A 22,443-nucleotide genomic window follows, 5' to 3' on the forward strand; every position below is an offset into this window, starting at 1 on the left:
GCCCCGCCCGAATTCAATGCATCCGCGTGCGGCGGGCCGTGTGCTCGCCGCGCTGCTTGCGCTCACTGCCGCGTCCTGCGTCACCATCAACATCTACTTTCCCGCCGCTGCTGCGGAGAAGGCGGCCGATCGCATCATCGGCGAGGTGTGGCAGTTGCGCGAAAACGCGCCGGCTGCAGCGCCTGCAAGCGAAGGAGAAGCGCAATGACCTTGCCGATCGCCTTTTCACGCTGGCTGCTGGCGCTGTGCGTCGGGCTGGCGTGCATCAGCGCCGCCCAGGCTCAGGGCAACCTCGAGATCGACACGCCGACCATCTCGGCGCTCAGGCAGTCGATGCAGCAGCGTCATGCGCAGCTTGCACCGCTGTATGCCTCGGGCGCGGTCGGTCTGGCAGCCGATGGCAGCGTCGCCCTGCGCGATGCGGGGGCGGTGCCGCTCGCCCAGCGTGCGCAGGCCAACAGCCTGATTGCCGCCGAGAACGCCGACCGTGCCGCCCTCTACCGCGAGATCGCGCGCGCCAACGGCCATCCCGAGTGGGAGGCCGATGTGCGCCGCACCTTTGCACAGCGCTGGATCGAGCGTGCGCAGCCGGGCTGGTGGGTGCAGCAGGGCGGAAGCTGGGCGCGCAAGTAATGCCGGTCCTGATTTTCGACATCGAGACGATTCCCGACGTGGCCGGCATCCGTCGGCTCGGCGACCTGCCCGACGAGTTGTCGGATTTCGAAGTCGCCGAGTGGGCCTTCCAGCAGCGCCGCGCGAGTCACGGCCATGACTTCCTGCCGCACCACCTGCAGCGCGTGGTGACGATTTCCTGTGCGCTGCGTGACGCCCAGCAGTTCCGCGTGTTCTCGCTGTCCGAGCCGGATGCGGGAGAGGGCGAGATCATCCAGCGCTTCTTCGACGGGATCGAGCGCTATACGCCGCAGATCGTGTCCTGGAACGGCGGCGGATTCGATCTGCCCGTGCTGCACTACCGCGGCATGCTGCACGGCGTGAGCGCACCCCGCTACTGGGACCAGGGCGAGGGCGATTACCACGACTCGCGCGACTTCAAATGGAACAACTACATCGGCCGCTATCATAGCCGCCACCTTGACCTGATGGACTTGCTGGCGATGTACCAGGCGCGCGCCAGTGCGCCGCTCGACGACCTCGCCAAGCTGATGGGTTACCCCGGCAAGCTCGGCATGGACGGCTCGGCCGTGTGGCAGGCCTGGCAGGATGGCCGAATTGCCGAGATCCGCGACTACTGTGAGACCGACGTGGTCAACACCTATCTTGTTTACCTGTGCTTCGAGCGCCTGCGCGGGCATCTCGATGCCAAGGCCTGGGCGGAGGAGGTGCAGGTCGTGCGCGATGCGCTCGGTCGCCTCGAGGCGCCGCATTGGGCGCAGTTCCTTCAGGCCTGGCCGGGAAGCTGAAGGCAGTCATTTTTTCTGGGAGGGGGTATGGGCATCATCGGAACAATCCTGATCGGCCTGATCGTCGGTCTCGTTGCGCGCCTGCTGCATCCGGGCAAGGACGGCCTCGGCCTGATCTTCACCGCGCTGCTCGGCATCGCCGGCTCGATGCTCGCCACCTATGGCGGGCAGTTCCTCGGCATCTACCATGTGGGTGAGACGGCGGGCTTCATCGGCGCCGTGGTGGGCGCCGTGGTGATCCTGTTCGTGGTGAATCGACTGCGCAAATGAGCTGAGCGCGATTCGTCAAAAAATCTTTGACAAGAATCTCTGCTTGTCTATAATGCGGGACTTCAGCAGGCGCGTAGCTCAGTTGGTTAGAGCACCACCTTGACATGGTGGGGGTCGTTGGTTCGAATCCAATCGCGCCTACCAGGATTCAGGAGTCGATTCATGTTCCGAACTACCACTCAGGCGGGAAACTGAACAGGTCGGCTCCGCTTGTCTGCTAGGGAAAAAAGCGCGCCAAGACCGCGCTTTTTTTTCGTCCACAATTTCGGCATCGTGTCGTGTCCTGCGAGACTGCCGGGATCGAACTCAGCTCGAGGCTCAAGTCATGCCCAACATCACGCTCCCTGACGGCTCCGTACGCAGCTTCGACCATCCGGTGACGGTGGCCGAGGTGGCAGCTTCCATTGGTGCCGGGCTTGCCAAGGCTGCGCTTGCAGGCCGGATCGGCGAGCGCCTCGTCGATCTGTCCCATCTGCTGGACAGCGACACCGATCTGGCGATCGTCACCGACCGCTCGGCCGAAGGTCTGGACGTGATCCGTCACTCGACTGCGCATCTGCTCGCCCATGCGGTGAAGGAGCTCTTTCCTGAGGCGCAGGTGACGATCGGGCCGGTAATCGAAAACGGTTTCTACTACGATTTCTCGTACAAGCGCCCATTCACGCCCGAGGATATCGCGGCGATCGAGGCGCGCATGAACGAGATCGCCAGGCGTGATGTCCCGGTGCACCGGGAGGTCTGGCAGCGCGACAAGGCGGTGGATTTTTTCAAGGGTATCGGCGAACACTACAAGGCCGAGATCATTGCTTCGATTCCGGCCAACGAGGACGTTTCCCTGTATCGCCAGGGTGACTTCATCGACTTGTGCCGCGGTCCGCATGTGCCCTCGACCGGCAAGCTCAAGGTCTTCAAGCTCACCAAGCTGGCAGGCGCCTATTGGCGCGGCGACTCCAAGAACGAGATGCTGCAGCGGGTGTATGGCACCGCCTGGGCCAAGAAGGACGAGCTTGACGCTTATCTGCACATGATCGAGGAGGCGGAGAAGCGCGATCACCGCAAGCTCGGCCGCCAGCTTGACCTCTTTCATCTGCAGGACGAGGCGCCGGGCATGGTGTTCTGGCATGCCAAGGGCTGGACGCTGTGGCAGCAGGTCGAGCAGTACCTGCGCAAGACGATCGGCGAGCATGGCTACCAGGAGGTCAAGACGCCGCAGATCGTCGACCGTTCGCTGTGGGAAAAGTCCGGTCACTGGGGGATGTATTCCGACCTGATGTTCACCACGCAGTCCGAGAAGCGCGACTACGCGGTCAAGCCAATGAACTGCCCCTGCCACATCCAGATCTTCAACCAGGGGTTGAAGAGCTACCGCGACCTGCCCCTGCGCATGGCCGAGTTCGGTTCCTGTCACCGCAACGAGCCTTCGGGTTCGCTCCACGGCATCATGCGGGTGCGCAACTTCGTGCAGGACGACGCGCACATCTTCTGCGCCGAGAACCAGGTGCAGTCCGAGTCGGCTGAGTTCATCCGTCTGCTGCAGAAGGTCTACACCGATTTCGGCTTCACCGATGTGCTGGTGAAGCTCTCCACTCGACCGGAAAAGCGTGTCGGCACGGACGAGCAGTGGGATGCGGCCGAAGCGGCGCTCGCCGCCGCGCTCGACGCCCAGGGGCTGCAGTATGATCTGCAGCCGGGTGAGGGCGCTTTCTACGGCCCGAAGATCGAATTCTCGCTGAAGGACAGCCTGGGCCGCGTGTGGCAGTGTGGCACGTTGCAGCTCGACTTCAACCTGCCGGTGCGGCTCGGGGCGGAGTACGTCGACGAGGACAATACCAAGAAGGTGCCAGTCATGCTGCACCGCGCCATCCTGGGCTCGCTCGAGCGCTTCATCGGCATCCTGATCGAGAACCACGCCGGGGCGATGCCCTTGTGGCTGGCGCCGGTGCAGGCGGTGGTGATGAACATCTCGGAGGGGCAGGCCGACTACACGGTCGAGGCGCTTGCAAAGTTGAAGAAGGCGGGCTTTCGCGTCGAGGCGGATTTGCGCAACGAGAAGATTAACTATAAAATTCGCGAACATAGCGTGCAGAAGCTGCCTTACCAGATCGTCATCGGCGACAAGGAAAAGGCGGCCGGCCTGGTAGCCGTACGTGCCCGGGGTGGCCAGGATCTTGGCCAAATGTCCCTCGATTCGCTGATCGAACGCTGGCGTCGCGAAGTTGAAGCGAAAGCCGGTTCGGTCTGATTTTGGTTTTCGTGGAGAGTTGAACCATCGCTCAAGATAAGAAGCAGCGCGTAAATAGGGAGATCAACGCGCCCGAGGTCCGGCTGGTTGGCGAAGAAGGCGAACAGCTCGGCATCGTGTCCCTGAACACAGCCCTCAATATGGCCGAAGAGGCCGGGCTGGACCTTGTCGAAATCGCCCCGATGGCTGCGCCGCCGGTGTGCAAGCTGATGGATTTCGGCAAGTTCAAGTATCAGGAACAGAAGAAGGCCCACGAAGCCCGACTCAAGCAGAAGCAGGTGCAGGTGAAGGAAGTCAAGCTTCGCCCGGGTACCGACGAGAACGACTACCAGATCAAGCTGCGCAATCTCAAGCGCTTCCTGGAGGAAGGCGACAAGTGCAAGGTGACCCTGCGCTTTCGCGGCCGCGAGATGGCTCACCAGGAGTTCGGTTTGCGCCAGCTCGAGCGGGTGAAGGCCGACCTCGAAGAACTGGGTCAGGTCGAGCAGATGCCCAAGATGGAAGGGCGTCAGATGATCATGGTCATCGCGCCGAAGAAGAACCGTTGATCGGTTCGTGAGATTTGCCCCTTCAGGGGCAAGACCGTGGGGCAGGGAGACCTGTCCGGCGGAAAACAAGTGGTGCCGGGTAATGAAATGCGTCGGGGCTCATCGGCGCTACCTGGTGTCATCCAAAAACATGGAGTCTCAGCAATGCCCAAGATGAAGACCAAGAGCGGAGCCGCCAAGCGGTTCAAGGTCCGCTCCAGCGGTGGGATCAAGCGGTCCCAGGCGTTCAAGCGCCACATCCTGACCAAGAAAACGACTAAGGCGAAGCGTCAGCTGCGCGGCATGACCGAAGTTCATGCGGCCGATGAAAAGCTGATCCGCGCCATGCTTCCGTACGCTTGATAGGAGACCGCAATGCCTCGCGTTAAACGTGGTGTAACCGCCCGCGCTCGTCACAAGAAAGTCCTCGTTCAGGCCAAGGGTTATCGCGGCCGTCGCAAGAACGTCTATCGCATCGCCAAGCAGGCGGTGATGAAGGCGGGTCAGTACGCCTACCGCGACCGTCGTCAGCGCAAGCGCCAGTTCCGCACCCTGTGGATCGCCCGTATCAACGCCGCCGCACGTGAACTGGGCCTGACTTACAGCACCTTCATGAACGGCCTCAAGAAGGCCGCGATCGAGATCGACCGCAAGGTGCTGGCCGACCTGGCCGTGTTCGACAAGCCGGCTTTTGCCGCGATTGCCGATCAAGCCAGGGCCAAACTCGCTGCGTAATCGACCGCAGCCCGAAAAAAGGAGGCCTGGCCTCCTTTTTTTTTCTGAATTCCGGACCACCGTCACCGCAATACCGCATCCGCCAGGGCAGGAACATGGAACAGCTCGATCAACTGGTACAACAGGCCGCAGGCGACTTCGCCGCCGCCACGGACAGCGTGCAACTCGAACAGGCGAAGGCGCGTTACCTGGGCAAGGCCGGCTCCCTCACCGAGCGCCTGAAGTCGCTCGGCAAGCTCGAGCCCGAGGCACGCCGTGAGGCGGGTGCAGCGATCAACGCGGCCAAGGTCGCGATCGAAGGCGCGCTCGAGGCGCGCCGCAACGCGCTGCGCGAGGCCGCGTTGCTGGCGCAGCTCGCCGAGGAGGCGCTCGATGTCACGCTCCCTGGGCGGGGTGGTGCGCAGGGCGGCCTGCATCCGGTCAGTCGCACGCTCGAGCGCGTCGAGCAGCTGTTCGCTTCCATCGGCTTCGTGGTGGCCGATGGTCCCGAGATCGAGACCGACTGGCACAACTTCACCGCGCTCAACACGCCCGAGAATCACCCGGCGCGCTCGATGCACGACACCTTCTATCTGGAAGGTCACGACGACGTCCTGCTGCGCACCCACACCAGCCCGGTGCAGATCCGCGCCATGCAGGCGCACGTCGAGCGTCACCGCGACGCGGACGCGATGCCTGACCTGCGCATCATCGCGCCGGGACGGGTATTCCGCGTCGACTCCGATGCCACCCACTCGCCAATGTTCCATCAGGTCGAGGGGCTGTGGGTCGGAGAGAAGGTGAGCTTCGCCGACCTCAAGGGCGTGATCGCCGATTTCCTGCGCCGCTTCTTCGAGACCGACGATCTGCAGGTGCGCTTCCGCCCCTCCTTCTTCCCCTTTACCGAACCGTCGGCCGAGATCGATGTTGCTTTCATGAGCGGTGCGCTCGAGGGACGCTGGCTGGAGATCGCCGGCTGCGGCGTGGTGCACCCGAACGTGCTGCGCTTCGGCGGCATCGACCCCGAGCGCTACACCGGCTTCGCCTTTGGCATGGGCCCCGATCGGCTCACCATGCTGCGCTACGGGGTCAATGACCTGCGCCTGTTCTTCGAGGGCGACCTCCGCTTCCTGGGCCAGTTCCGCTGAGCGCCCATCGCCCAACTACTGCCGACTCCTCGCATTCCGGGTTATCGAATCATGCAATTCTCAGAACAGTGGCTGCGGACCTTTGTCGATCCGCAACTCGACAGCGCCGAACTCGGCCATCTGCTGACCATGGCGGGTCTCGAGGTGGAAGAGGCCGACCCCGCCGCACCGGCGTTCAGCGGGGTGGTGGTGGCGCAGATCGTCGAAGCGGAAAGGCATCCCAACGCCGACAAGCTCAAGCTGTGCAAGGTCGATGCCGGGAGCGGTGAGCTCTTGCAGATCGTGTGCGGCGCTCCGAATGCGGCCGTCGGCATGAAGGTGCCGTGCGCGCGCGTCGGTGCCGTGCTGCCGGGCGAATTCGTGATCAAGGCGGCCAAGCTGCGTGGGGTGGAGTCCTTCGGCATGCTGTGCTCGGCACGTGAGCTGGGGCTGTCGGAGGATCATGCCGGCCTTTACGCGCTGCCCGAAGACGCGCCGATCGGCATGGACATTCGCGCCTACCTCGAGCTCGACGACACCCTGTTCACGATCAAGCTCACCCCCAATCGTGCCGACTGCCTGAGTCTTACCGGAGTGGCGCGCGAGGTCGCGGCGATCACCGGGGCAGCGCTGAAGCAGACCGTGGTCGAGGCCGTCGCGCCCGCTTGCGATGCCCGCCGCGCGATCGTGCTCGACGCCCCGCAGGCCTGCCCGCGCTATTGCGGCCGCATCCTGCGTGGCGTGGATGCGCGGGCAAGCACCCCGGCCTGGATGGTGCGACGCCTCGCCCGCAGCGGCATCCGCTCGATCAGTGCGCTGGTCGACGTCACCAACTACGTCATGCTCGAGCTCGGCCAGCCGCTGCACGCCTTCGACAACACCCGCCTGCAGGGCGCGATCCACGTGCGCCTGCCGCGCCCGGGCGAGCAGGTGCTGTTGCTCAACGAGCAGACCGTCACGCCCGCAGCGGACACCTTGCTGATTGCCGATGAAGCGCGGGCGCTTGCCCTTGCCGGGATCATGGGTGGCGAGGACAGCGGCGTGACCCTGGAGACCACGGAGGTCTTCCTCGAGAGTGCCTTCTTCGCCCCCGATGCGATCGCCGGTCGCGCGCGCAGCCATGGCTTTGGTTCCGATGCCTCGCACCGCTTCGAGCGTGGGGTGGACTTCGAACTGGCGCGCAGCGCGCTCGAGCGCGCCACGCAGCTGATCCTCGAGATCTGTGGCGGCGAGGCCGGGCCGGTGGAGGAGGCGCTCGCCGCCGACGCCCTGCCGGCACGGGCGCCGGTTCGCCTGCGCCCGGCTCGCGCCCGCCGCGTGCTCGGCATCACGCTTGACGACGACGCCATGCTGGCGCTGCTGCAGCGCGTACACCTGGGCGTCGAGCACATGGGCGAGGATCTTCTCGTCACGCCGCCGTCGTGGCGCTTCGACATCCAGATCGAAGAGGATCTGATCGAGGAGCTTGCACGCCTGCACGGCTACGACAACATTCCCGCGGTCGCGCCGCAGGGCAGCCTGATGATGCTGCCGAGCTCTGAGCACAGTCGGCCGGTGTGGGCGCTGCGCCACCTGATGGCGGCGCGTGGCTACCAGGAAGTGGTCAATTTCGCCTTCGTCGAAGAGGCATGGGAGCGCGATTTCTGCGCTAACGAAGAGCCCATCCGGCTCGCCAATCCGATTGCCAGCCAGCTCAGCGTGATGCGCTCGAGCCTCATCGGCGGGCTGACCGCCAACCTGGCGACGAATCGCAAGCGCCAGCTCGATCGCGTGCGGGTATTCGAGGTCGCGCGCGTGTTCGAACGCAAGGCCGACGGCGAGCCCGTGCCCGGCTTCCACCAGGTCATGATGCTTGCAGCGCTCGCCGCCGGTCCGGCGCTGCCCGAGCAGTGGGGCGAGCGTAGCCGCAACGTCGACTTCTACGACGTCAAGGGCGATCTCGAAGCGCTATTTGCGCCGCGCCGGCTCGAGTTCGAGCGCCTGTCCCATCCGGCCCTGCATCCAGGGCGTGCGGCGAGCGTGCGTCTGGATGGACGCATCATCGGCCTGCTCGGCGAGCTGCACCCGGTGTGGGTGCAGCGCTACGAACTGGGGACAGCGCCGGTGATCTTCGAGGTCGAGCTCGATGCCGCGCTGGCCGCGCGCATGCCTGCGTATGCGGAGATCTCGCGCATGCCCGCGGTGACGCGCGACCTCGCGCTCGTGGTCGGTACCGAGGTGGCCGTGGCCAAGGTCATCGACGTGCTGCAGGCGGCGGCGCCGGCGATCGTGCGCGAGATCGCGCTGTTCGACGTCTACCACGGCAAGGGCATCGACCCCGACAAGAAGAGTCTTGCCTTCAGGGTATCGATGCAAGATACTCAGCGCACACTCGAGGACGCCGAGGTCGATGCCGCGGTCTCCACGTTGGTCAGGCAGGCCGAGACCGTCCTCGGTGCCCGCTTGCGCGGCGCGGGGGACTGACATGACGCTGACCAAGGCCGAGCTGGCCGATCTGCTGTTCGAGCAGGTCGGGCTCAACAAGCGTGAAGCCAAGGACATGGTCGAGGGCTTCTTCGAGGAAATCCGGATGGCGCTCGAGCGGGGCGACAGCGTCAAGCTGTCGGGCTTCGGCAACTTCCAGTTGCGCGACAAGCCTCAGCGCCCCGGGCGCAATCCCAAGACCGGCGAGGAAATCCCGATCACCGCGCGGCGGGTGGTCACTTTCCACGCCAGCCAGAAACTGAAGGCCGCGGTGGAGCAACTCAGCGATGCAAGCAAGCAGCCCTGAAATCGGTGCAGAGACCCTGCCGCCGATCCCGGCGAAGCGATATTTCACCATTGGCGAGGTCAGCGACCTGTGCTGCGTGAAACCGCACGTGCTGCGCTACTGGGAGCAGGAGTTCACCCAGCTCAAGCCGGTCAAGCGCGGTGGCAACCGGCGCTACTACCAGCACCACGAGGTGCTGCTGATCCGGCGCATCCGGCAACTGCTTTACCAGGAGGGATTCACCATCTCGGGCGCGCGCAACCGGCTCGGTGAGTCCGCCATCCACGAGCAGGAGAACGAGGTCGAGGTCGAGCGCTACAAGGCGCTGGTGAGCAATATCCGCAGCGAACTCGACGAGGTGTTGAAAGGTCTGCGGGGCTGAGCCGGCTGGATGCAAAAATTCTGGCAAAGATCAAAACCGCTGCTATAATGGCGGCTTGTGTCGGGGCGTAGCGCAGCCTGGTAGCGCACTTGCATGGGGTGCAAGGGGTCGCGAGTTCGAATCCCGCCGCCCCGACCAATCAAATAAACCGGCCTTGGCCGGTTTTTTGTTTTCGCCCTGCCGTCGCCGGCAGCGCCAGCACGCTGTGCTAACATTTCGCTCCCGGCCGCGTTCTGCGGCAACTCGCACGGATTACAGATGCGTATCCTGGTCAGCAACGACGATGGTTATTTTGCTCCGGGGATTGCGGCGCTTGCCGAAGCCTTGAGTACCCTGGGCGACGTCACCGTGGTGGCGCCCGAGCGCGACCGCAGTGGTGCGAGTAACTCGCTCACGCTCGACCGTCCGTTGTCGCTGAAGCGTACCGCCAACGGTTTCTATCATGTCAACGGCACGCCGACCGATTGTGTTCACCTGGCAGTCACGGGCATGCTCGAGCACCTGCCCGACATGGTCGTGTCCGGGGTCAATCATGGTGCGAACATGGGCGACGACACGGTCTATTCGGGCACCGTCGCGGCCGCTACCGAGGGCTACCTGCTCGGTGTGCCGTCGATTGCGGTGTCGCTGGTGAGTAAGTCGGCGACCGACTTCACCGCCGCCGCGCGGGTTGCGCGCGATCTCGCCGAGCGCTTCATGCGCAAGCCTTTCCCGCATCCGGTTCTGCTCAACGTCAATGTGCCCGACGTCGGCTATGACCGCCTGCAGGGCGTGCGCGTCACCCGACTGGGCAAGCGGCACAAGGCCGAACCCGTCGTGCGCAGCATCACGCCGCGCGGGGACACGGTGTACTGGATCGGCGCCGCAGGCGGGGCCGCCGATGCGGGCGAGGGCACCGACTTCCACGCTGTTGCAAACGGGTTCGTGTCCGTGACCCCGCTGCAGATCGATCTCACGCACACCGGTCTCATATCGCCGGTCTTCGACTGGTTGAAGCAGTGAACAGCCGGGTCATCGATGCAGGTCAGGCCGGCCGCGCGCGCGCGCGCATGGTCGAGCGTCTGCGCACCCAGGGCATCCGCGACGAGCGCGTGCTGGCGGCGATGCAGGCCGTGCCGCGTCATGCCTTTGTCGACGAGGGGCTGGCGTTCAGTGCCTACGACGACACCCCATTGCCCATCGGCTATCAGCAGACGATTTCCCAGCCCTTCGTTGTCGCGCGCATGATCGAACTCTTGCGTGCAGGGCGCGAGCTGGGGCGTACGCTCGAGGTCGGCGCCGGGTGCGGCTACCAGGCTGCGGTGCTGTCGCTGCTGGCGACCGAGGTGTATGCCGTCGAGCGCATCCGTGCGCTGCTCGACCGCGCCCGCGCGAACCTGCGTCCGCTGCGGCTGCCCAATGTACGACTGAAACTTGCAGATGGCAGTCTGGGGCTTCCCGAGGCTGCGCCCTACGACAGCATCATCGTTGCTGCGGGGGCGATTGGCTTGCCGCCTGCGCTGAAGGAACAACTGGCGCCCGGTGGGCGTCTCATCGTGCCGGTGGGCGGTGGCGAGCAGCGTCTGCTCCTCGTCGAGCGCCAAGGCAACGTTTTCCGGGAAAGCTGGCACGAGGCCGTGCGCTTCGTCCCGCTTCTCGGTGGTACAGAATGAGAGACGGTATTTTCCGATGCACACACCTTTAAGATCGATTGCGCTCGCGCTTGCGGTAGGCCTCGTTGCCGGCTGCGCCTCACAGGTCACCGCGCCGGTACGCGACGGCAGCGGCGTTGCGCCAGCGCCTGTCACCCAGCCGGCTGCACCCGCCGGCATGCATACCGTACGCCCGGGTGAAACGCTGCTGGGTATCGCCCGTCAGTACGGGGTGACCCTGCCCGATCTGGTCAGCTGGAACGCGATCACCGACCCCAACCAGATTCACGTCGGCCAGACCCTGCTCGTTGCCCCTCCCGGCACGGTGCCGGGTTCGGTCGCCGTAGCCACGCCCATCGGCGGTACGGCGGTGACGTCGCCGGTGCCGCCGACCGGCACCGAAACCGGTGTCGTCCCGCTCATGCAGGAGCCGCTAGGCGGCCGCGCGCCGGCTGTCGAGCCGACGCCCACCCCGCCTGCGCCGGCCGCCGTCGAGCCGGCGCCGAGCGCGGCAAGCGGGCAGTGGCAGTGGCCAGCGAGCGGCACCCTGATTGCTGGCTTCAACGAGGCTTCCAACAAGGGCGTGGACATCGGCGGCCGCGTCGGCGACCCGGTGTATGCCGCTTCGGCGGGCAAGGTCGTTTATGCGGGCAGCGGCCTGCGCGGCTACGGCAAGCTCATCGTCATCAAGCATAACCAGGAGTACAACTCCGTGTATGCTCACAACGACAAGTTGCTGGTCAAGGAAGACGACCAGGTCGCACAGGGACAGAAGATCGCCGAGCTGGGCAGCTCGGAAGCGGACAAACCGAAGCTGCACTTCGAGATCCGCAAGCAGGGCAAGGCGGTCGACCCGATGAGATATCTGCCTGCACGTTAAAGGGGGGAGCATGGAAGAACCGGCGAGTCTTGACGACCTCGAAAGTCATGAACCGGATCTTCCGCCCGAGGTGGAAGTATTCGCCAGCAACCAGACTCCAGTCGTCGAGAGCGATTTCTTCAGCGATGTCACCCAGCTTTACCTGAACGAGATCGGTGCCAATCCGCTGCTGTCGGCCGAGGAGGAGTTGCGTTTGTCGCGTCTGGTACGCGAAGGCGACTTCGGCGCACGGCAGATGATGATCGAGCGCAACCTGCGACTCGTCGTCAATATTGCCAAGCACTACCTCAATCGTGGCATCCCGCTGCTGGACCTCGTCGAGGAAGGCAACCTGGGCTTGATGCACGCGCTCGAGAAGTTCGATCCCGAGCGCGGCTTCCGCTTCTCCACCTATGCGACCTGGTGGATCAGGCAGAACATCGAACGCGCGATCATGAACCAGTCGCGCACCATCCGCCTGCCGGTGCATGTGGTCAAGGAGCTGAACCAGGTCCTGCGTGCCCAGCGCAGCATCGAGGCCAGCTCGAATGGCGAGTCCTCGCTCGAGGACATCGCCAGCCGACTCGGCAAGTCGATCGAGGACGTGCGCAGTACCTTGGCGCTGAGCGAGCACACGGCGTCGCTCGATGCGCCGCTCGACATCGATCCGACACTCTCCATCGGTGAGTCCCTCGCCGATGAGCACCAGCTGACGCCGGAAGTGCAGATCCACTGCACCGAGATCGAGGATCTCGTGCGCGAATGGATCAAGATGCTCGGCGACAAGCAGCGCATGGTCATCCGTCACCGCTATGGCATCGACGAGTGTGAGCTGCTGACCCTGGAAGAACTGGCGGGGCGGCTCGAACTCACGCGCGAACGCGTGCGCCAGATCCAGCTCGAGGCGCTCGGGCAGCTGCGTCGCATCCTCAAGCGCCACGGCATCTCGCGTGACGCGCTGCTGTAGATCTCAGCCTGCGCGGCCGGCCTCGTGCAATGGAAAGGTGCGGAAGTACAGCTCCCTGCTGGCATAAGCCATCACCGGCAGCGTGAACAGCAGCAGCGGCAGCAGTAGGGCGCTGACCATGATGACGGCCGAGAGCAGCAAGGCCCAGCACATCATCACGCCGAAGCGGCCAAACACCGCGCGCACGCTCGCCACCACACCCGACACCAGCTGTGCGCGGCGGTCGAAGATGAGCGGGATCGAGAAGGCGCAGACCGAAAACAGGATGAAGGCGAGCACGGCACCCATGATCGCGCTGTAGGCGGCGTAGTCCACCACGATGCGCTCGATGCGCAGCAGCCGCGCGAAGCCGATCGGTTCGCGCCCGACCATGAAGCCGTACAGGATACCGGCATCGGTGATCCAGATCAGGAACAGCAGCCCGCACACGAAGGACACGACCCAGCCGCCGCGCGGCATGCGCCGAAAACCATCGAGGATGTCGCCGAAATGCGGTCGGCGACCTTGGCGCAGCTTGTCCGCGACCGAGAAGAAGCCAGCCAGCAAAATGGGGCCGACGAGCAGGAAGCCGCCGGCGAGTGACAGGCTCATCGGCGCAATCGCGGCCAGATCGAGGGCGGCGAAGAGCAGCAGGCCGATCGCCACGAACAGCGCGGCGAAGGCCATGCTGAGCACCGGAATCGCCCGGAACTGGCGGACGCCGATGGCGACCGACGCCACCACGTCGGACAGCGCAAGCGGGGCGGGCCGCAGCGTGGCGGCGTTCTGGGCTGGCGTGTCCGGCGTGGCGTTCATGCGTCGTGGCTCCTCAGCGGCGCTCGGCGCGCATCTGATCCACCAGCCGGCGAAGGCGCAGGGCCTCGGCAAGCTCGAAGACCGACATCGCGTAGAAACTGCTGCGATTGTAGCGCGTGATGACATAGAAATTACGGTAGCCGAGCCAGTACTCGGTGTCGGCGCCAGGCGTCTCGAGGTCGACCAGGGTGGCGGTGGCGGCCGCGCTGCGGCCGTCGAGGGTGCTGACGCCGGCCGCGGTGAGCGCCTCGGGCTCGAGCACCGGCTCGATGCCCGCGCCGACCAGGGCGGCAGCGTCGGTTCCGCTGCCCAGCAGGGCGCGTTCGGCGACCGGCGCGCCGGGCTGCCAGCCATGCACGTGCAGATAGTTGGCCACGCTGCCGATGGCATCGATCGCATCGGTGTCGAAGTCGATGCGGCCGTTGCCGTCGAAATCGACCGCGTAGGCGCGCACGCTGCTGGGAAGGAACTGCGGGTAGCCGAGCGCGCCGGCAAACGAGCCGCTGTAGCTGTCCGGCGCGCGGCCCTGCTCGCGGGCGAGCAGGAACAAGGACTCGAGCTCGCGGCGGAACAGCTCGGCGCGCGGTGGGTAGTCGAAGGCGAGGGTGGCGAGCGCGGACAAGGTCTCGAAGTTGCCGGTATGGCGCCCATACACGGTCTCGACGCCGATGATGGCAACGATCACCTCCGCAGGCACGCCGAACTGGCGCTCCGCGCGCGCGAGCTCGGCTTCGTGCTCCTGCCAGAAGGCGATGCCGCCATTGATGCGGCTGCGGTCGAGGAAACGCGCGCGATAGTCCTGCCAGGATCGTGCGCCGCGCCTGGCGGGTGGCGTGATGAGACGGATGACGGTGGCGTCGTGACGCGCGCGCGCCAGCGCGCGGTCGAGCTCGGCGGGATCGAAGCCATGGCGTGCGGCGACCTCGGCGACGAAGGCCTGCGCATCCTCGCGCTCGGCGTAGGAGGCGATGCCCACGGCGGGGAACACGCAGGCGAGCACGGTGGCAAGGATGCGGCGCGCCCGCGGGCAAGCGACAGAGGCGAGCTTGCTGCCAGTGGGGGCGACCGGCGCGGAGGTTCTTGGGGAAGGGGCAGGGTGGGCCATGTCGCTCCGGTTCATGAGAGTTTGAGGGCGTCGATACGTTTGCGCAGGACCTGCAGCTCGTCCGTGGCGGTGCCGGGGCCGTAGCGCAGCCGCGCGTAGCTGGCGCTGATGGCGCGGAGTTCCGCCGCCTGCTCGGGTCGCGCCGCGGCGATTCGTTCGCCATAGGCCAGCGGCCCCTCCCAGGGCTCGCGGGCGAGGCCGACCTTGGCCAGGCGTGCGCTGAAGCGGTCCCACTGGCGCTGCAGCGGGTCGTGCCGCACGCGCGGGCGGCTTGCCCACAGATAGAGCCCGGCAAAAAGCAGCGCACTCGCGATCGACAGCACACCGGCCATCGTGGCCGCGTCCACCCGCTTGAGGCCGAGGCGGGCGAGAAGTTCGCGCTGGCGTTCTGGATTGTAGCCAAGAACGCGCTGATTCCAGGCATTCGAGAGCGCCTCCCACTGGTGGCGCAGATCGCGCAGCCAGGCCATGTCCGCACGCCGCATCAGCGGCAGGCCCTCGAACTCCGACAGCGCTGCCGCCAGCCCGTCGTCGATGCGCTGCGGCGCGGTGAGCGCAGTGGGGTCGACACGGATCCAGCCTTTCTCCTCCAGCCACACCTCCGCCCAGGCGTGGGCGTCCGACTGGCGCACCACGAGGTGGGCGTCGATCGGGTTGATCTCGCCACCCTGGTAGCCGGTCACGATCCGCGTGGGTACGCCGGCCGCGCGCATCAACACGGCAAAAGCCGATGCGAAGTGCTCGCAGAAGCCCCGCTGGGTGTCGAACAGGAACTCGTCGGCGGCGTGGCGACCGAGGAGGGGGGGGCGCAGCGTGTAGCGGAGGCGAGCGTCGCGCAGATGCGCGATGACGCGGCGCAGGATCTCGGCGTGCGAATCGGTGCCGGCCGCCAACTGCTGGGCCAGGGCGCGCGTGCGCGGATTGCTGTCCGCCGGCAGCCGCAGCGAGGCCGCCAGCACGGCGCTTGATTCGCTCTCGCCGACGGCGGCTTCGGGGTGGGCGGTGAGCGCGTAGCGGCTGCGGTTGCGGACCGGCTGGGCGGCGAGGGCGTGGTAGTCGCTCGCATACCGGATCGCCGGCGCGGACGCACCCGGGTAGTCAAGGGCCAGCAGCCAGCGCCGGTTGTGCGGCTCGAGCGTGAGCTGGTAGTCGAGCGCGGGTCCGGCTGCCGTGTAGAAGGGCGCTGCAGCCTCGGCAAAGGGCAGGGCGCGCCAGGTGCGACCGTCGAACTGGGTCAGCACCGGGCCGCGCCAGTAGCGCTGGGCGGGCGGTGGTGGGGGACCGCTGAAGGCGGCGCGCAGCACGATCGCACTCGAGTTGCTGAGCTCGCTGATCGACCCCGGGGCCATCGTGTCCGACAACCCGGTGCGCGCGCTGTAGGCGTCTGCCGGGAGTCCCCACAGCGGACCCTGGATGCGGGGAAAGAGGAGGAACAGCAGGAGCATGAAGGGCAGGCCCTGGGCCAGCACCACGGCGGCGGTGCGCAGCGGCTCGCGGTGACCGCCGCGCGGGTCGGCGAGGGCGACCAGGGCGGCGAGGGCGAGCAGGGTGCCGCCCAGCGCCAGCGCGGCGATCGGCAAGGACTGGTCCTCTAGGAAGACGGCCAGTTGCAGGAACAGGCACAACAGCACCCCGGCGCGGATGTCGCGCGCTGCGCGGGTTTCGAGCAGCTTGAGCCCGAGCAGCAGGGCAAGGAGGGCGACGCCCGGGGCCTTGCCAAAGAAATGGCCGAACTCGAGACGCACGCCCACACCTGCCGCGATCGCGAGCACGAGCAGCACGAGGTGGGGCGGCGGCCTGTGGCCGCGCCACAGCAGCACTGCCCGCCAGCCCAGCAGGGCCGCACCCAGCACCGCAATCCACGCCGGCAGCCAGAGTCCATGGGGCGCGAGCGTGAGCGCCGCGGCCGCGAGCAACCATGCCCCCTGGCGGCGGTCAAGCGCGGCGCTGGCCGCCGCGGGGCGTGGCGAGGCGCCAGGCAGACGAGGACGCATCCGCCAGAGGCGGGCGATCATGGCTGGCGTCCCCGTGGCGCAGTGGGCGATCCGAAGCGCGCCAGTGCGCTCAGGCAGCGCTGCAGATGCGCCGGTCCCTGCCCGAGTTCGATCGCACTGCCTGGCAGCGCCAGCGCGTAGCGTCGTCCCCCCTGTTCGGCCTGCAGTACCCAGGCGGCCAGGCGCGACAGTCGCTGTTCGCCGTCGAGGTGTGCAGGCAGCGTCGTCCAGTCGAGCTGCAGGTCCTGACCGCTCCAGTTGGCGTACTGTTTGGTGAGCATCGGGCCGCCGCGGGCCAGCACCTTCCAGGCGACATGGCGCGGCGAGTCGGCGCTGCGGTGGGCGCGCAGTCCGGCGAAATCGTCATCGCCGTCGCGCAACCGCCCATGCCGACCCTCGTCGCCCTCACCATCTTCGGGTGGCGCAGGGGGGGCTGGCTCGGGAGCGGGATAGACCAGGCAGTTCAGCTCCGGCACGAACACGCTCCAGGCCCGAATCAGGCCCAGGGGCCAGGTCGTCTCGAGGACCGTGCGCCCCAGCGCCAACTCGCCACGGTGGTGGGTCGGACAGGGCAGGGTCACGCTCGCCGCCTGCGCCGGCCCGATGTCGAAGTCGGCCAGCTCACCGTGGGCGCGCAAGCGCAAGGCCGGGCGTCGCCCCGGGCGCGGATTGTCGATCTGCAGCACGAAGCCGGCGGTGTCGCCACAGAACACCGGCATGCAACGGGCGGGACGGATGGAGAGCCCCAGCAGGTTGCGAAAGGCGTGCACGATGCTGGCCACCGCGGCGCCGCCGAGCAGGAAGACGAGGCCGTAGCCCAGGCTCAGGTTGTAGTTGATCGAGGCCAGCAGCATGGCCAGCAGGGCGCCGGCAAAGGCGAGCCCGGCAGCCGTGGGCAGCACGTAGATGCGGCGCTGCACGAGACGGATCGGTGCGGTTTCGACGGGGCCGATGCGAAACAGCCAGCGATCGGCCGCCGCGCGCAGCGTCGACAGCAGCCCTGTTGCCGTCACCGCCATCAGCGCACGGCGACGCCCTGCAGCAGGCGCGTGATGCTGGCCGGCGGCGCCGGGCGGCCATCGCCGGCCAGATGCAGGCGGTGCGCGGCGACGTGCGGGAACAGGGTCTGCACGTCGTCGGGCAGGACGTGATCACGGCCGTCGATCAGGGCCCAGGCGCGGGCGGCGGCGAGCAGGCCGAGTCCGGCGCGCGGACTCAGACCGCCAGCGAACTCGGGGCTGTTACGCGTCGCGCCGAGCAGAGCCTGGACGTAATCGACCAGGGCGTCGCCCACATGCACGCGCGCGGCGGCCTGCTGCAGTTCGATCAGCGCTGCGGGGTTGATGACGGAGGACTGGCGCTCGAGCAGTTCGCGGCGGTCCTCGCCCATCAGCAGCGCACGCTCGGCGTCGCGATCGGGATAACCCAGCCGGATGCGCAGCAGGAAGCGGTCGAGCTGGCTCTCGGGGAGCGGGAAGGTGCCGATCTGGTGCGCCGGGTTCTGCGTGGCGATGACGAAGAAGGGCTCGGGCAGGGCGAAGGTGTTGCCGTCGGCGGTGACCTGCCGTTCCTCCATCGCCTCGAGCAGCGCGCTCTGGGTCTTGGGGGTGGCGCGGTTGATCTCGTCGGCGAGGATCAGCTGCGCGAACACGGGCCCGGGGTGGAAGCGAAAGGCGCTCGTGTCGCGATCGAACACGGAGACGCCGAGGATGTCGGCGGGCAGCAGGTCGCTGGTGAACTGGATGCGCTGGAACTGCAGGCCCATCAGTCGGGCCAGCACGTGCGCCAGCGTGGTCTTGCCCACGCCGGGCACGTCCTCGATCAGCAGATGGCCACGCGCGACGAGGCAGGCGAGGGCCAGGCGCAGCTCGCGTTCCTTGCCGAGGATGATCCGGCCTGAGGTTTCGAGCAGGCGATTTGCATGGTGCAGGGGCATTGCGGGGCGCACTGTGAAATTGGCGGGGAAGCGGTGATAATAGACGACAAAGCGCGCTGGCCCGGAAGATGTGCGTCACGATGGCCGGTGGATAAGGGTGCGTGCGACTGCCGGATCTGGCGCAGGCGGCTGCCCACGAGACTGTTCTCGAGACGAGGGAGGAGTATGACCACTACGGCATTCATAACGCACCGTGACTGCTGGCTGCACGATATGGGCTCGATGCATCCTGAATGCTCCGAGCGGCTGTCGGCGATCAACGATCGGCTGATCGCGGCGGGCCTGGACATGTACATCTCCTTCTACGACGCACCGGTTGCCGAGCGCGAGCACATCACCCGTGTCCATCCGCCGGAGTATCTCGACAGTCTCATCGACAACGTGCCCGAACACGGCATCCGCCACCTCGACCCCGACACCGCGATGAGCCCGGGCACGATGAAGGCGGCGCTGCGTTCGGCCGGGGCGGGGGTTTTTGCGACCGACCTCGTCATGCAGGGCGAGATCGAGAATGCCTTCTGTGCCGTGCGTCCCCCCGGGCATCATGCGGAGCGCTCGAAGGCGATGGGCTTTTGCTTCATGAACAACGTCGCCATCGCTGCGCGCCATGCGCTCGATGCCCACGGCCTGGAGCGGGTGGCGATCGTGGACTTCGACGTTCACCATGGCAACGGTACCGAGGACATCTTCCGCAACGACCCCCGGGTGATGATGGCGGGCATCTTCCAGCACCCCTTCTACCCATACTGCGGCACGGACAATCCGCCGCCGCACATGTGCAACGTGCCGCTGCCGGCCGGCACGCGCGGCGATGCCTTCCGTCAGGTGTTCGGCGACATCGTCATTCCGGCCCTGCGCAGCCACAATCCGCAGATGATCTTCATCTCGGCCGGCTTCGACGCCCACTACGAAGACGACATGGGCTCGCTCGGTCTGGTCGAGGCCGACTATGTCTGGGCCACCGAGCAGATCAAGGGCGTGGCCGAGGATTGCGGCCACAAGCGCATCGTGTCCATCCTCGAGGGCGGCTATTCACTGTCGTCGCTGGCGCGTTCGGTGGTGGCGCACATCAAGTCGCTCGCCGACCTGTGACGAGGTAACTTGCCGATACCCTTTCTGGCGGTGCGAACGGCCGGAAGGCATGGCTTGCGCTGGCCCTGCCTCGGCGATCGGTTAGAATCGCATCTTTTATCGAAAGCCCCGACCCCATGATTACCGGATCGCTTGTCGCCATCGTCACTCCCATGCAGGACGACGGGAGCCTGGATTTTCCCCGCCTGCGCAGTCTCATCGACTGGCACATTGCCGAAGGTACCGATGGCATCGTCGTCGTCGGCACCACGGGTGAGTCGCCCACCGTCGACGTCGACGAACACTGCGAACTGATTCGCGCCAGCGTCGAGCACGTGGCCGGTCGGGTGCCGGTGATCGCCGGTACGGGCGCAAACTCGACGGCGGAAGCGGTCGAGCTTGCCCGCTTTGCCAGCCAGGCGGGCGCCGCGGCCCATCTGTCGGTCGTGCCGTACTACAACAGGCCCTCGCAGGAGGGTCTGTATCGTCACTTCCGCACCATCGCCGAGTCGGTCGAGCTGCCGCTGATCCTGTACAACGTGCCGGGCCGCACGGTCGCGGACCTGAGCAACGACACCACGCTGCGCCTGGCCGAGATCCCGAACATCATTGGTCTCAAGGATGCGACCGGCAACCTCGATCGCGCCTGCGACCTGATCGAGCGGGCGCCGGCCGACTTCGTGCTCTACAGCGGCGACGACATGAGCTCGGCCGCCTTCCTGATGCTCGGCGGCCACGGCGTGATCTCGGTCACCGCCAACGTCGCCCCGCGCGCGATGCATGCGTTGTGCGCCGCCGCGGCTGCAGGCGACATGAAGGCCTTGCGCGAAACCAATGCAAGGCTTACCGGTCTGCATCGTGACCTGTTCTGCGAGGCCAATCCGATCCCGGTGAAGTGGGCGGTGGCGCGCATGGGCCTGATCGGCGACGGTATCCGCCTGCCGCTCACGCCGCTGGCCGAAGTCCATCACGAGCGCGTGCTGAAGGCCATGCGCAAGGCCGGCATTCAGGCCTGAACCGAATCTTTTGTCCGGGAATTACATGAATCGCTCCACGCGCACCTCCTTTTCCCTGATCGCGCTTTCGCTCGCCCTCGGTGGTTGTTCCGGATCCCTGCTCGAGTCCAAGCGCATCGATTACAAGAGCGCCCGTCAGATCGAGCGTCCGCTCGAGATCCCGCCCGACCTCACCGCGCCGCGCCGCGACGACCGCTTCGCCGTGCCTGACGTGGCGCCGCGCGGAGTCGCCACTTACTCGGCCTATGCCGCCGACCGCAGTGGCCAGCCCGCGGTGGCCAGCGGCTCGGCCGACGTGCTGGCCGCCTCCGACACCATGCGCATCGAGCGCGCCGGCACGCAGCGTTGGCTGGTGATCGCCGGTACGCCGGCCGACCTGTGGCCGCAGATCAAGGATTTCTGGCTCGAGATGGGTTTCATCCTCAACATCGACAGCCCCGAGATCGGCGTCATGGAGACGGACTGGGCCGAGGATCGGGCCAAAATTCCGCAGGACTTCGTGCGCTCGACGATCGGCCGCGTGTTCGACGGCCTGTTCTCTACCCCCGAGCGCGACAAGTTCCGCACTCGCCTCGAGCAGGGCAAGGATGGCGGGACGGTCGAGGTCTATGTCAGCCATCGCGGCATGATGGAGATCTACCCGACCGAGGCCAAGGATTCCACCATCTGGCAGCCGCGCCCGGCAGATCCCGAGCTCGAGGCCGAGATGTTGCGTCGGCTGATGGTGCACCTGGGGGCCGAGGTAGCGCGTGCCGAGGCGGCAATCGCCGCCCCGCAGGCGCCGCAGCGCGCTCAGATCGCCTCTGCGCCGGATGGGCAGGTGGTGCTGACCATGGATGAGCCCTTCGATCGCGCCTGGCGTCGGGTCGGGTTGGCGCTCGACCGCATCGGCTTTACGGTGGAAGACCGCGATCGGGCGCAGGGGCTTTACTTCGTGCGCTATGTCGACCCCGATGCGGACAACAGCAGCCCGAACAGGGGTTTCCTGTCGCGCCTTGCCTTCTGGCGCAGCAGCGACAAACCGGCCGAGGGGGGCAGCGAGTATCGACTGCGTGTCGAGGGCCAGGGCGATGCGTCGCGGGTGAGCGTGCTCAGTCGCGAGGGCGGTGTCGATACCTCGGATACCGCGCGCCGCATGCTCGGCCTGCTGCAGGAACAACTGCGCTAAGCGCAGCGCTGCGACGAAAAAAAGCCGGCATCGCCGGCTTTTTTCTTTGGTGCGCCCGCAAGGGCGCACGAGGCTTACTAAGGCTTACTCCTTGGCCGCGTCCTTGGCGGACTCGACCGCCGCTTCGGCGGCCGCCTTGGCTGCGTCCACCGCATCGGCGGCTTCTTCCTTCACGGCTTCAACTGCGGCGTTGGCGCCGGCCTTGGCGTCTTCGGCGGCCTCTTCAGCTGCCTCGGCGGCGGCGGCGGCTTCTTCCTTGGCGGCTTCGGTCGCGGCGGCGGCGGCCTCACCAGCGGCTTCAGCGCTTTCCTTCGCTGCTTCCACGGCCTGCTCGGCGGCTTCCTTCATCTGCTCCTGGGCCGACGCGGGCGCCTGCACCGCGGGTTCTTCCTTCTTGCCGCAGGCGGTGATGGTGATGGCAACGAGGGCGGCAACGAGAAGGGGATGCTTCATGATGTGTCTTCCTTTC

The 22,443-nt window shown here is 66.5% G+C and carries 25 protein-coding genes and 2 tRNA genes; 21 read left to right on the forward strand and 6 right to left on the reverse strand.

Going from position 1 to position 22,443, the window contains the following annotated elements; all coding sequences use genetic code 11:
• The first annotated feature begins 40 nt into the window (after positions 1-40).
• The 18 genes from PLC66_RS01555 to rpoS all read left to right on the forward strand — a co-directional run bounded on the left by PLC66_RS01555 (position 41) and on the right by rpoS (position 12,889).
• Entirely contained in the window at positions 41-208 is a 168-nt protein-coding gene (locus PLC66_RS01555; RefSeq protein ID WP_324537227.1) for a hypothetical protein, read from the forward strand.
• On the forward strand, positions 205-633 hold the full coding sequence (locus PLC66_RS01560; protein WP_324537229.1) for a YdbL family probable chaperone protein: 429 nt from the start codon (positions 205-207) through the stop codon (positions 631-633). The genes PLC66_RS01555 and PLC66_RS01560 overlap by 4 nt, the downstream gene beginning before the upstream one ends.
• Positions 633-1,421 (forward strand): 3'-5' exonuclease, encoded by a 789-nt coding sequence (locus tag PLC66_RS01565; protein WP_324537231.1) that lies wholly within the window; start codon positions 633-635, stop codon positions 1,419-1,421. The genes PLC66_RS01560 and PLC66_RS01565 overlap by 1 nt, the downstream gene beginning before the upstream one ends.
• 27 nt (positions 1,422-1,448) lie before the next feature.
• Positions 1,449-1,691 carry a GlsB/YeaQ/YmgE family stress response membrane protein gene (locus tag PLC66_RS01570; protein ID WP_324537233.1) on the forward strand — a complete coding sequence of 81 codons (243 nt, stop codon included), beginning with the start codon at positions 1,449-1,451 and terminating at the stop codon, positions 1,689-1,691.
• A 67-nt stretch (positions 1,692-1,758) separates the two neighbouring features.
• Positions 1,759-1,835: transfer RNA gene (locus tag PLC66_RS01575), tRNA-Val, on the forward strand.
• A gap of 181 nt (positions 1,836-2,016) precedes the next feature.
• Positions 2,017-3,933: a threonine--tRNA ligase gene (thrS, locus tag PLC66_RS01580; RefSeq protein WP_324537235.1), complete on the forward strand. Its 1,917-nt coding sequence runs from the start codon at positions 2,017-2,019 to the stop codon at positions 3,931-3,933.
• A gap of 26 nt (positions 3,934-3,959) precedes the next feature.
• Positions 3,960-4,481: a translation initiation factor IF-3 gene (gene infC, locus PLC66_RS01585; protein ID WP_324537396.1), complete on the forward strand. Its 522-nt coding sequence runs from the start codon at positions 3,960-3,962 to the stop codon at positions 4,479-4,481.
• Positions 4,482-4,625: 144 nt separating this feature from the next.
• Positions 4,626-4,823, forward strand: coding sequence for a 50S ribosomal protein L35 (rpmI, locus tag PLC66_RS01590; RefSeq protein ID WP_075148334.1), 198 nt, complete (start codon positions 4,626-4,628; stop codon positions 4,821-4,823).
• A 12-nt stretch (positions 4,824-4,835) separates the two neighbouring features.
• A complete protein-coding gene (gene rplT, locus PLC66_RS01595) occupies positions 4,836-5,195 on the forward strand; it encodes a 50S ribosomal protein L20 (protein WP_324537238.1) in 360 nt (119 codons plus the stop codon).
• Positions 5,196-5,290: 95 nt separating this feature from the next.
• Entirely contained in the window at positions 5,291-6,322 is a 1,032-nt protein-coding gene (pheS, locus tag PLC66_RS01600) for a phenylalanine--tRNA ligase subunit alpha (RefSeq protein ID WP_324537240.1), read from the forward strand.
• 51 nt (positions 6,323-6,373) lie between these two features.
• Positions 6,374-8,764: a phenylalanine--tRNA ligase subunit beta gene (pheT, locus tag PLC66_RS01605; protein ID WP_324537242.1), complete on the forward strand. Its 2,391-nt coding sequence runs from the start codon at positions 6,374-6,376 to the stop codon at positions 8,762-8,764.
• Position 8,765: 1 nt separating this feature from the next.
• Positions 8,766-9,071 carry an integration host factor subunit alpha gene (locus PLC66_RS01610; protein WP_324537244.1) on the forward strand — a complete coding sequence of 102 codons (306 nt, stop codon included), beginning with the start codon at positions 8,766-8,768 and terminating at the stop codon, positions 9,069-9,071.
• Positions 9,052-9,432, forward strand: coding sequence for a MerR family transcriptional regulator (locus PLC66_RS01615; RefSeq protein ID WP_324537246.1), 381 nt, complete (start codon positions 9,052-9,054; stop codon positions 9,430-9,432). Before PLC66_RS01610 ends, PLC66_RS01615 begins: the two co-directional genes overlap by 20 nt.
• A 61-nt stretch (positions 9,433-9,493) precedes the next feature.
• Positions 9,494-9,570, forward strand: a tRNA-Pro gene (locus PLC66_RS01620).
• A 120-nt stretch (positions 9,571-9,690) separates the two neighbouring features.
• Positions 9,691-10,434, forward strand: a complete 744-nt coding sequence (gene surE / locus PLC66_RS01625; RefSeq protein WP_324537248.1) for a 5'/3'-nucleotidase SurE — start codon at positions 9,691-9,693, stop codon at positions 10,432-10,434.
• The gene (locus PLC66_RS01630; protein ID WP_324537250.1) at positions 10,431-11,084 is read left to right on the forward strand and encodes a protein-L-isoaspartate(D-aspartate) O-methyltransferase; all 654 of its coding nucleotides are present in this window, start codon (positions 10,431-10,433) and stop codon (positions 11,082-11,084) included. The genes surE and PLC66_RS01630 overlap by 4 nt, the downstream gene beginning before the upstream one ends.
• Positions 11,085-11,100: 16 nt before the next feature.
• Positions 11,101-11,943, forward strand: a complete 843-nt coding sequence (locus PLC66_RS01635; protein WP_324537252.1) for a peptidoglycan DD-metalloendopeptidase family protein — start codon at positions 11,101-11,103, stop codon at positions 11,941-11,943.
• Between the two features lie 10 nt (positions 11,944-11,953).
• Entirely contained in the window at positions 11,954-12,889 is a 936-nt protein-coding gene (rpoS, locus tag PLC66_RS01640) for an RNA polymerase sigma factor RpoS (RefSeq protein WP_324537254.1), read from the forward strand.
• A gap of 3 nt (positions 12,890-12,892) precedes the next feature.
• Here the strand turns inward: rpoS and PLC66_RS01645 are convergent, their stop codons facing one another.
• Genes PLC66_RS01645 through PLC66_RS01665 form a run of 5 tightly spaced genes read right to left on the reverse strand, consistent with a single transcriptional unit; the run spans position 12,893 to position 18,719 of the window.
• Complete coding sequence (locus PLC66_RS01645) at positions 12,893-13,684, reverse strand: DUF2189 domain-containing protein (RefSeq protein WP_324537256.1); 792 nt, start codon at positions 13,682-13,684, stop codon at positions 12,893-12,895.
• Between the two features lie 13 nt (positions 13,685-13,697).
• Positions 13,698-14,789 (reverse strand): lytic murein transglycosylase B, encoded by a 1,092-nt coding sequence (gene mltB, locus PLC66_RS01650; protein WP_324537257.1) that lies wholly within the window; start codon positions 14,787-14,789, stop codon positions 13,698-13,700.
• Between the two features lie 11 nt (positions 14,790-14,800).
• Positions 14,801-16,804, reverse strand: a complete 2,004-nt coding sequence (locus tag PLC66_RS01655; protein WP_324537259.1) for a transglutaminase TgpA family protein — start codon at positions 16,802-16,804, stop codon at positions 14,801-14,803.
• The gene (locus PLC66_RS01660) at positions 16,801-17,802 is read right to left on the reverse strand and encodes a DUF58 domain-containing protein (protein WP_324537261.1); all 1,002 of its coding nucleotides are present in this window, start codon (positions 17,800-17,802) and stop codon (positions 16,801-16,803) included. Before PLC66_RS01660 ends, PLC66_RS01655 begins: the two co-directional genes overlap by 4 nt.
• Positions 17,802-18,719, reverse strand: a complete 918-nt coding sequence (locus PLC66_RS01665; protein WP_324537263.1) for an AAA family ATPase — start codon at positions 18,717-18,719, stop codon at positions 17,802-17,804. The genes PLC66_RS01660 and PLC66_RS01665 overlap by 1 nt, the downstream gene beginning before the upstream one ends.
• 165 nt (positions 18,720-18,884) lie before the next feature.
• On the opposite strand from PLC66_RS01665, the gene PLC66_RS01670 reads away from it, so the two are divergent.
• The 3 genes from PLC66_RS01670 (at position 18,885) to bamC (ending at position 21,974) form a co-directional block, all read left to right on the forward strand.
• The gene (locus tag PLC66_RS01670) at positions 18,885-19,811 is read left to right on the forward strand and encodes a histone deacetylase family protein (RefSeq protein ID WP_324537265.1); all 927 of its coding nucleotides are present in this window, start codon (positions 18,885-18,887) and stop codon (positions 19,809-19,811) included.
• 116 nt (positions 19,812-19,927) lie between these two features.
• Positions 19,928-20,806, forward strand: a complete 879-nt coding sequence (gene dapA / locus PLC66_RS01675; RefSeq protein WP_324537266.1) for a 4-hydroxy-tetrahydrodipicolinate synthase — start codon at positions 19,928-19,930, stop codon at positions 20,804-20,806.
• A gap of 25 nt (positions 20,807-20,831) precedes the next feature.
• Entirely contained in the window at positions 20,832-21,974 is a 1,143-nt protein-coding gene (gene bamC, locus PLC66_RS01680) for an NlpB/DapX family lipoprotein (RefSeq protein ID WP_324537268.1), read from the forward strand.
• An 84-nt stretch (positions 21,975-22,058) separates the two neighbouring features.
• On the opposite strand, the gene PLC66_RS01685 is transcribed toward bamC, so the two are convergent.
• Positions 22,059-22,427: a hypothetical protein gene (locus tag PLC66_RS01685; RefSeq protein ID WP_324537270.1), complete on the reverse strand. Its 369-nt coding sequence runs from the start codon at positions 22,425-22,427 to the stop codon at positions 22,059-22,061.
• Positions 22,428-22,443: the final 16 nt, after the last annotated feature.

Origin of the sequence: Thauera sp., assembly GCF_035444905.1 — a bacterium.
Lineage (GTDB): Bacteria > Pseudomonadota > Gammaproteobacteria > Burkholderiales > Rhodocyclaceae > Thauera.

Bases quoted from the DNA above. Each gene is read 5' to 3' on its own strand.
- PLC66_RS01560 (WP_324537229.1), top strand. From the start codon at position 205: ATGACCTTGCCGATCGCCTTTTCACGCTGGCTGCTGGCGCTGTGCGTC.
- PLC66_RS01565 (WP_324537231.1), top strand. From the start codon at position 633: ATGCCGGTCCTGATTTTCGACATCGAGACGATTCCCGACGTGGCCGGC.
- PLC66_RS01570 (WP_324537233.1), top strand. From the start codon at position 1,449: ATGGGCATCATCGGAACAATCCTGATCGGCCTGATCGTCGGTCTCGTT.
- thrS (WP_324537235.1), top strand. From the start codon at position 2,017: ATGCCCAACATCACGCTCCCTGACGGCTCCGTACGCAGCTTCGACCAT.
- rpmI (WP_075148334.1), top strand. From the start codon at position 4,626: ATGCCCAAGATGAAGACCAAGAGCGGAGCCGCCAAGCGGTTCAAGGTC.
- rplT (WP_324537238.1), top strand. From the start codon at position 4,836: ATGCCTCGCGTTAAACGTGGTGTAACCGCCCGCGCTCGTCACAAGAAA.
- pheS (WP_324537240.1), top strand. From the start codon at position 5,291: ATGGAACAGCTCGATCAACTGGTACAACAGGCCGCAGGCGACTTCGCC.
- pheT (WP_324537242.1), top strand. From the start codon at position 6,374: ATGCAATTCTCAGAACAGTGGCTGCGGACCTTTGTCGATCCGCAACTC.
- PLC66_RS01610 (WP_324537244.1), top strand. From the start codon at position 8,766: ATGACGCTGACCAAGGCCGAGCTGGCCGATCTGCTGTTCGAGCAGGTC.
- PLC66_RS01615 (WP_324537246.1), top strand. From the start codon at position 9,052: ATGCAAGCAAGCAGCCCTGAAATCGGTGCAGAGACCCTGCCGCCGATC.
- surE (WP_324537248.1), top strand. From the start codon at position 9,691: ATGCGTATCCTGGTCAGCAACGACGATGGTTATTTTGCTCCGGGGATT.
- PLC66_RS01635 (WP_324537252.1), top strand. From the start codon at position 11,101: ATGCACACACCTTTAAGATCGATTGCGCTCGCGCTTGCGGTAGGCCTC.
- rpoS (WP_324537254.1), top strand. From the start codon at position 11,954: ATGGAAGAACCGGCGAGTCTTGACGACCTCGAAAGTCATGAACCGGAT.
- PLC66_RS01645 (WP_324537256.1), bottom strand. From the start codon at position 13,684: ATGAACGCCACGCCGGACACGCCAGCCCAGAACGCCGCCACGCTGCGG.
- mltB (WP_324537257.1), bottom strand. From the start codon at position 14,789: ATGGCCCACCCTGCCCCTTCCCCAAGAACCTCCGCGCCGGTCGCCCCC.
- PLC66_RS01655 (WP_324537259.1), bottom strand. From the start codon at position 16,804: ATGATCGCCCGCCTCTGGCGGATGCGTCCTCGTCTGCCTGGCGCCTCG.
- PLC66_RS01660 (WP_324537261.1), bottom strand. From the start codon at position 17,802: ATGGCGGTGACGGCAACAGGGCTGCTGTCGACGCTGCGCGCGGCGGCC.
- PLC66_RS01665 (WP_324537263.1), bottom strand. From the start codon at position 18,719: ATGCCCCTGCACCATGCAAATCGCCTGCTCGAAACCTCAGGCCGGATC.
- PLC66_RS01670 (WP_324537265.1), top strand. From the start codon at position 18,885: ATGACCACTACGGCATTCATAACGCACCGTGACTGCTGGCTGCACGAT.
- dapA (WP_324537266.1), top strand. From the start codon at position 19,928: ATGATTACCGGATCGCTTGTCGCCATCGTCACTCCCATGCAGGACGAC.
- bamC (WP_324537268.1), top strand. From the start codon at position 20,832: ATGAATCGCTCCACGCGCACCTCCTTTTCCCTGATCGCGCTTTCGCTC.
- PLC66_RS01685 (WP_324537270.1), bottom strand. From the start codon at position 22,427: ATGAAGCATCCCCTTCTCGTTGCCGCCCTCGTTGCCATCACCATCACC.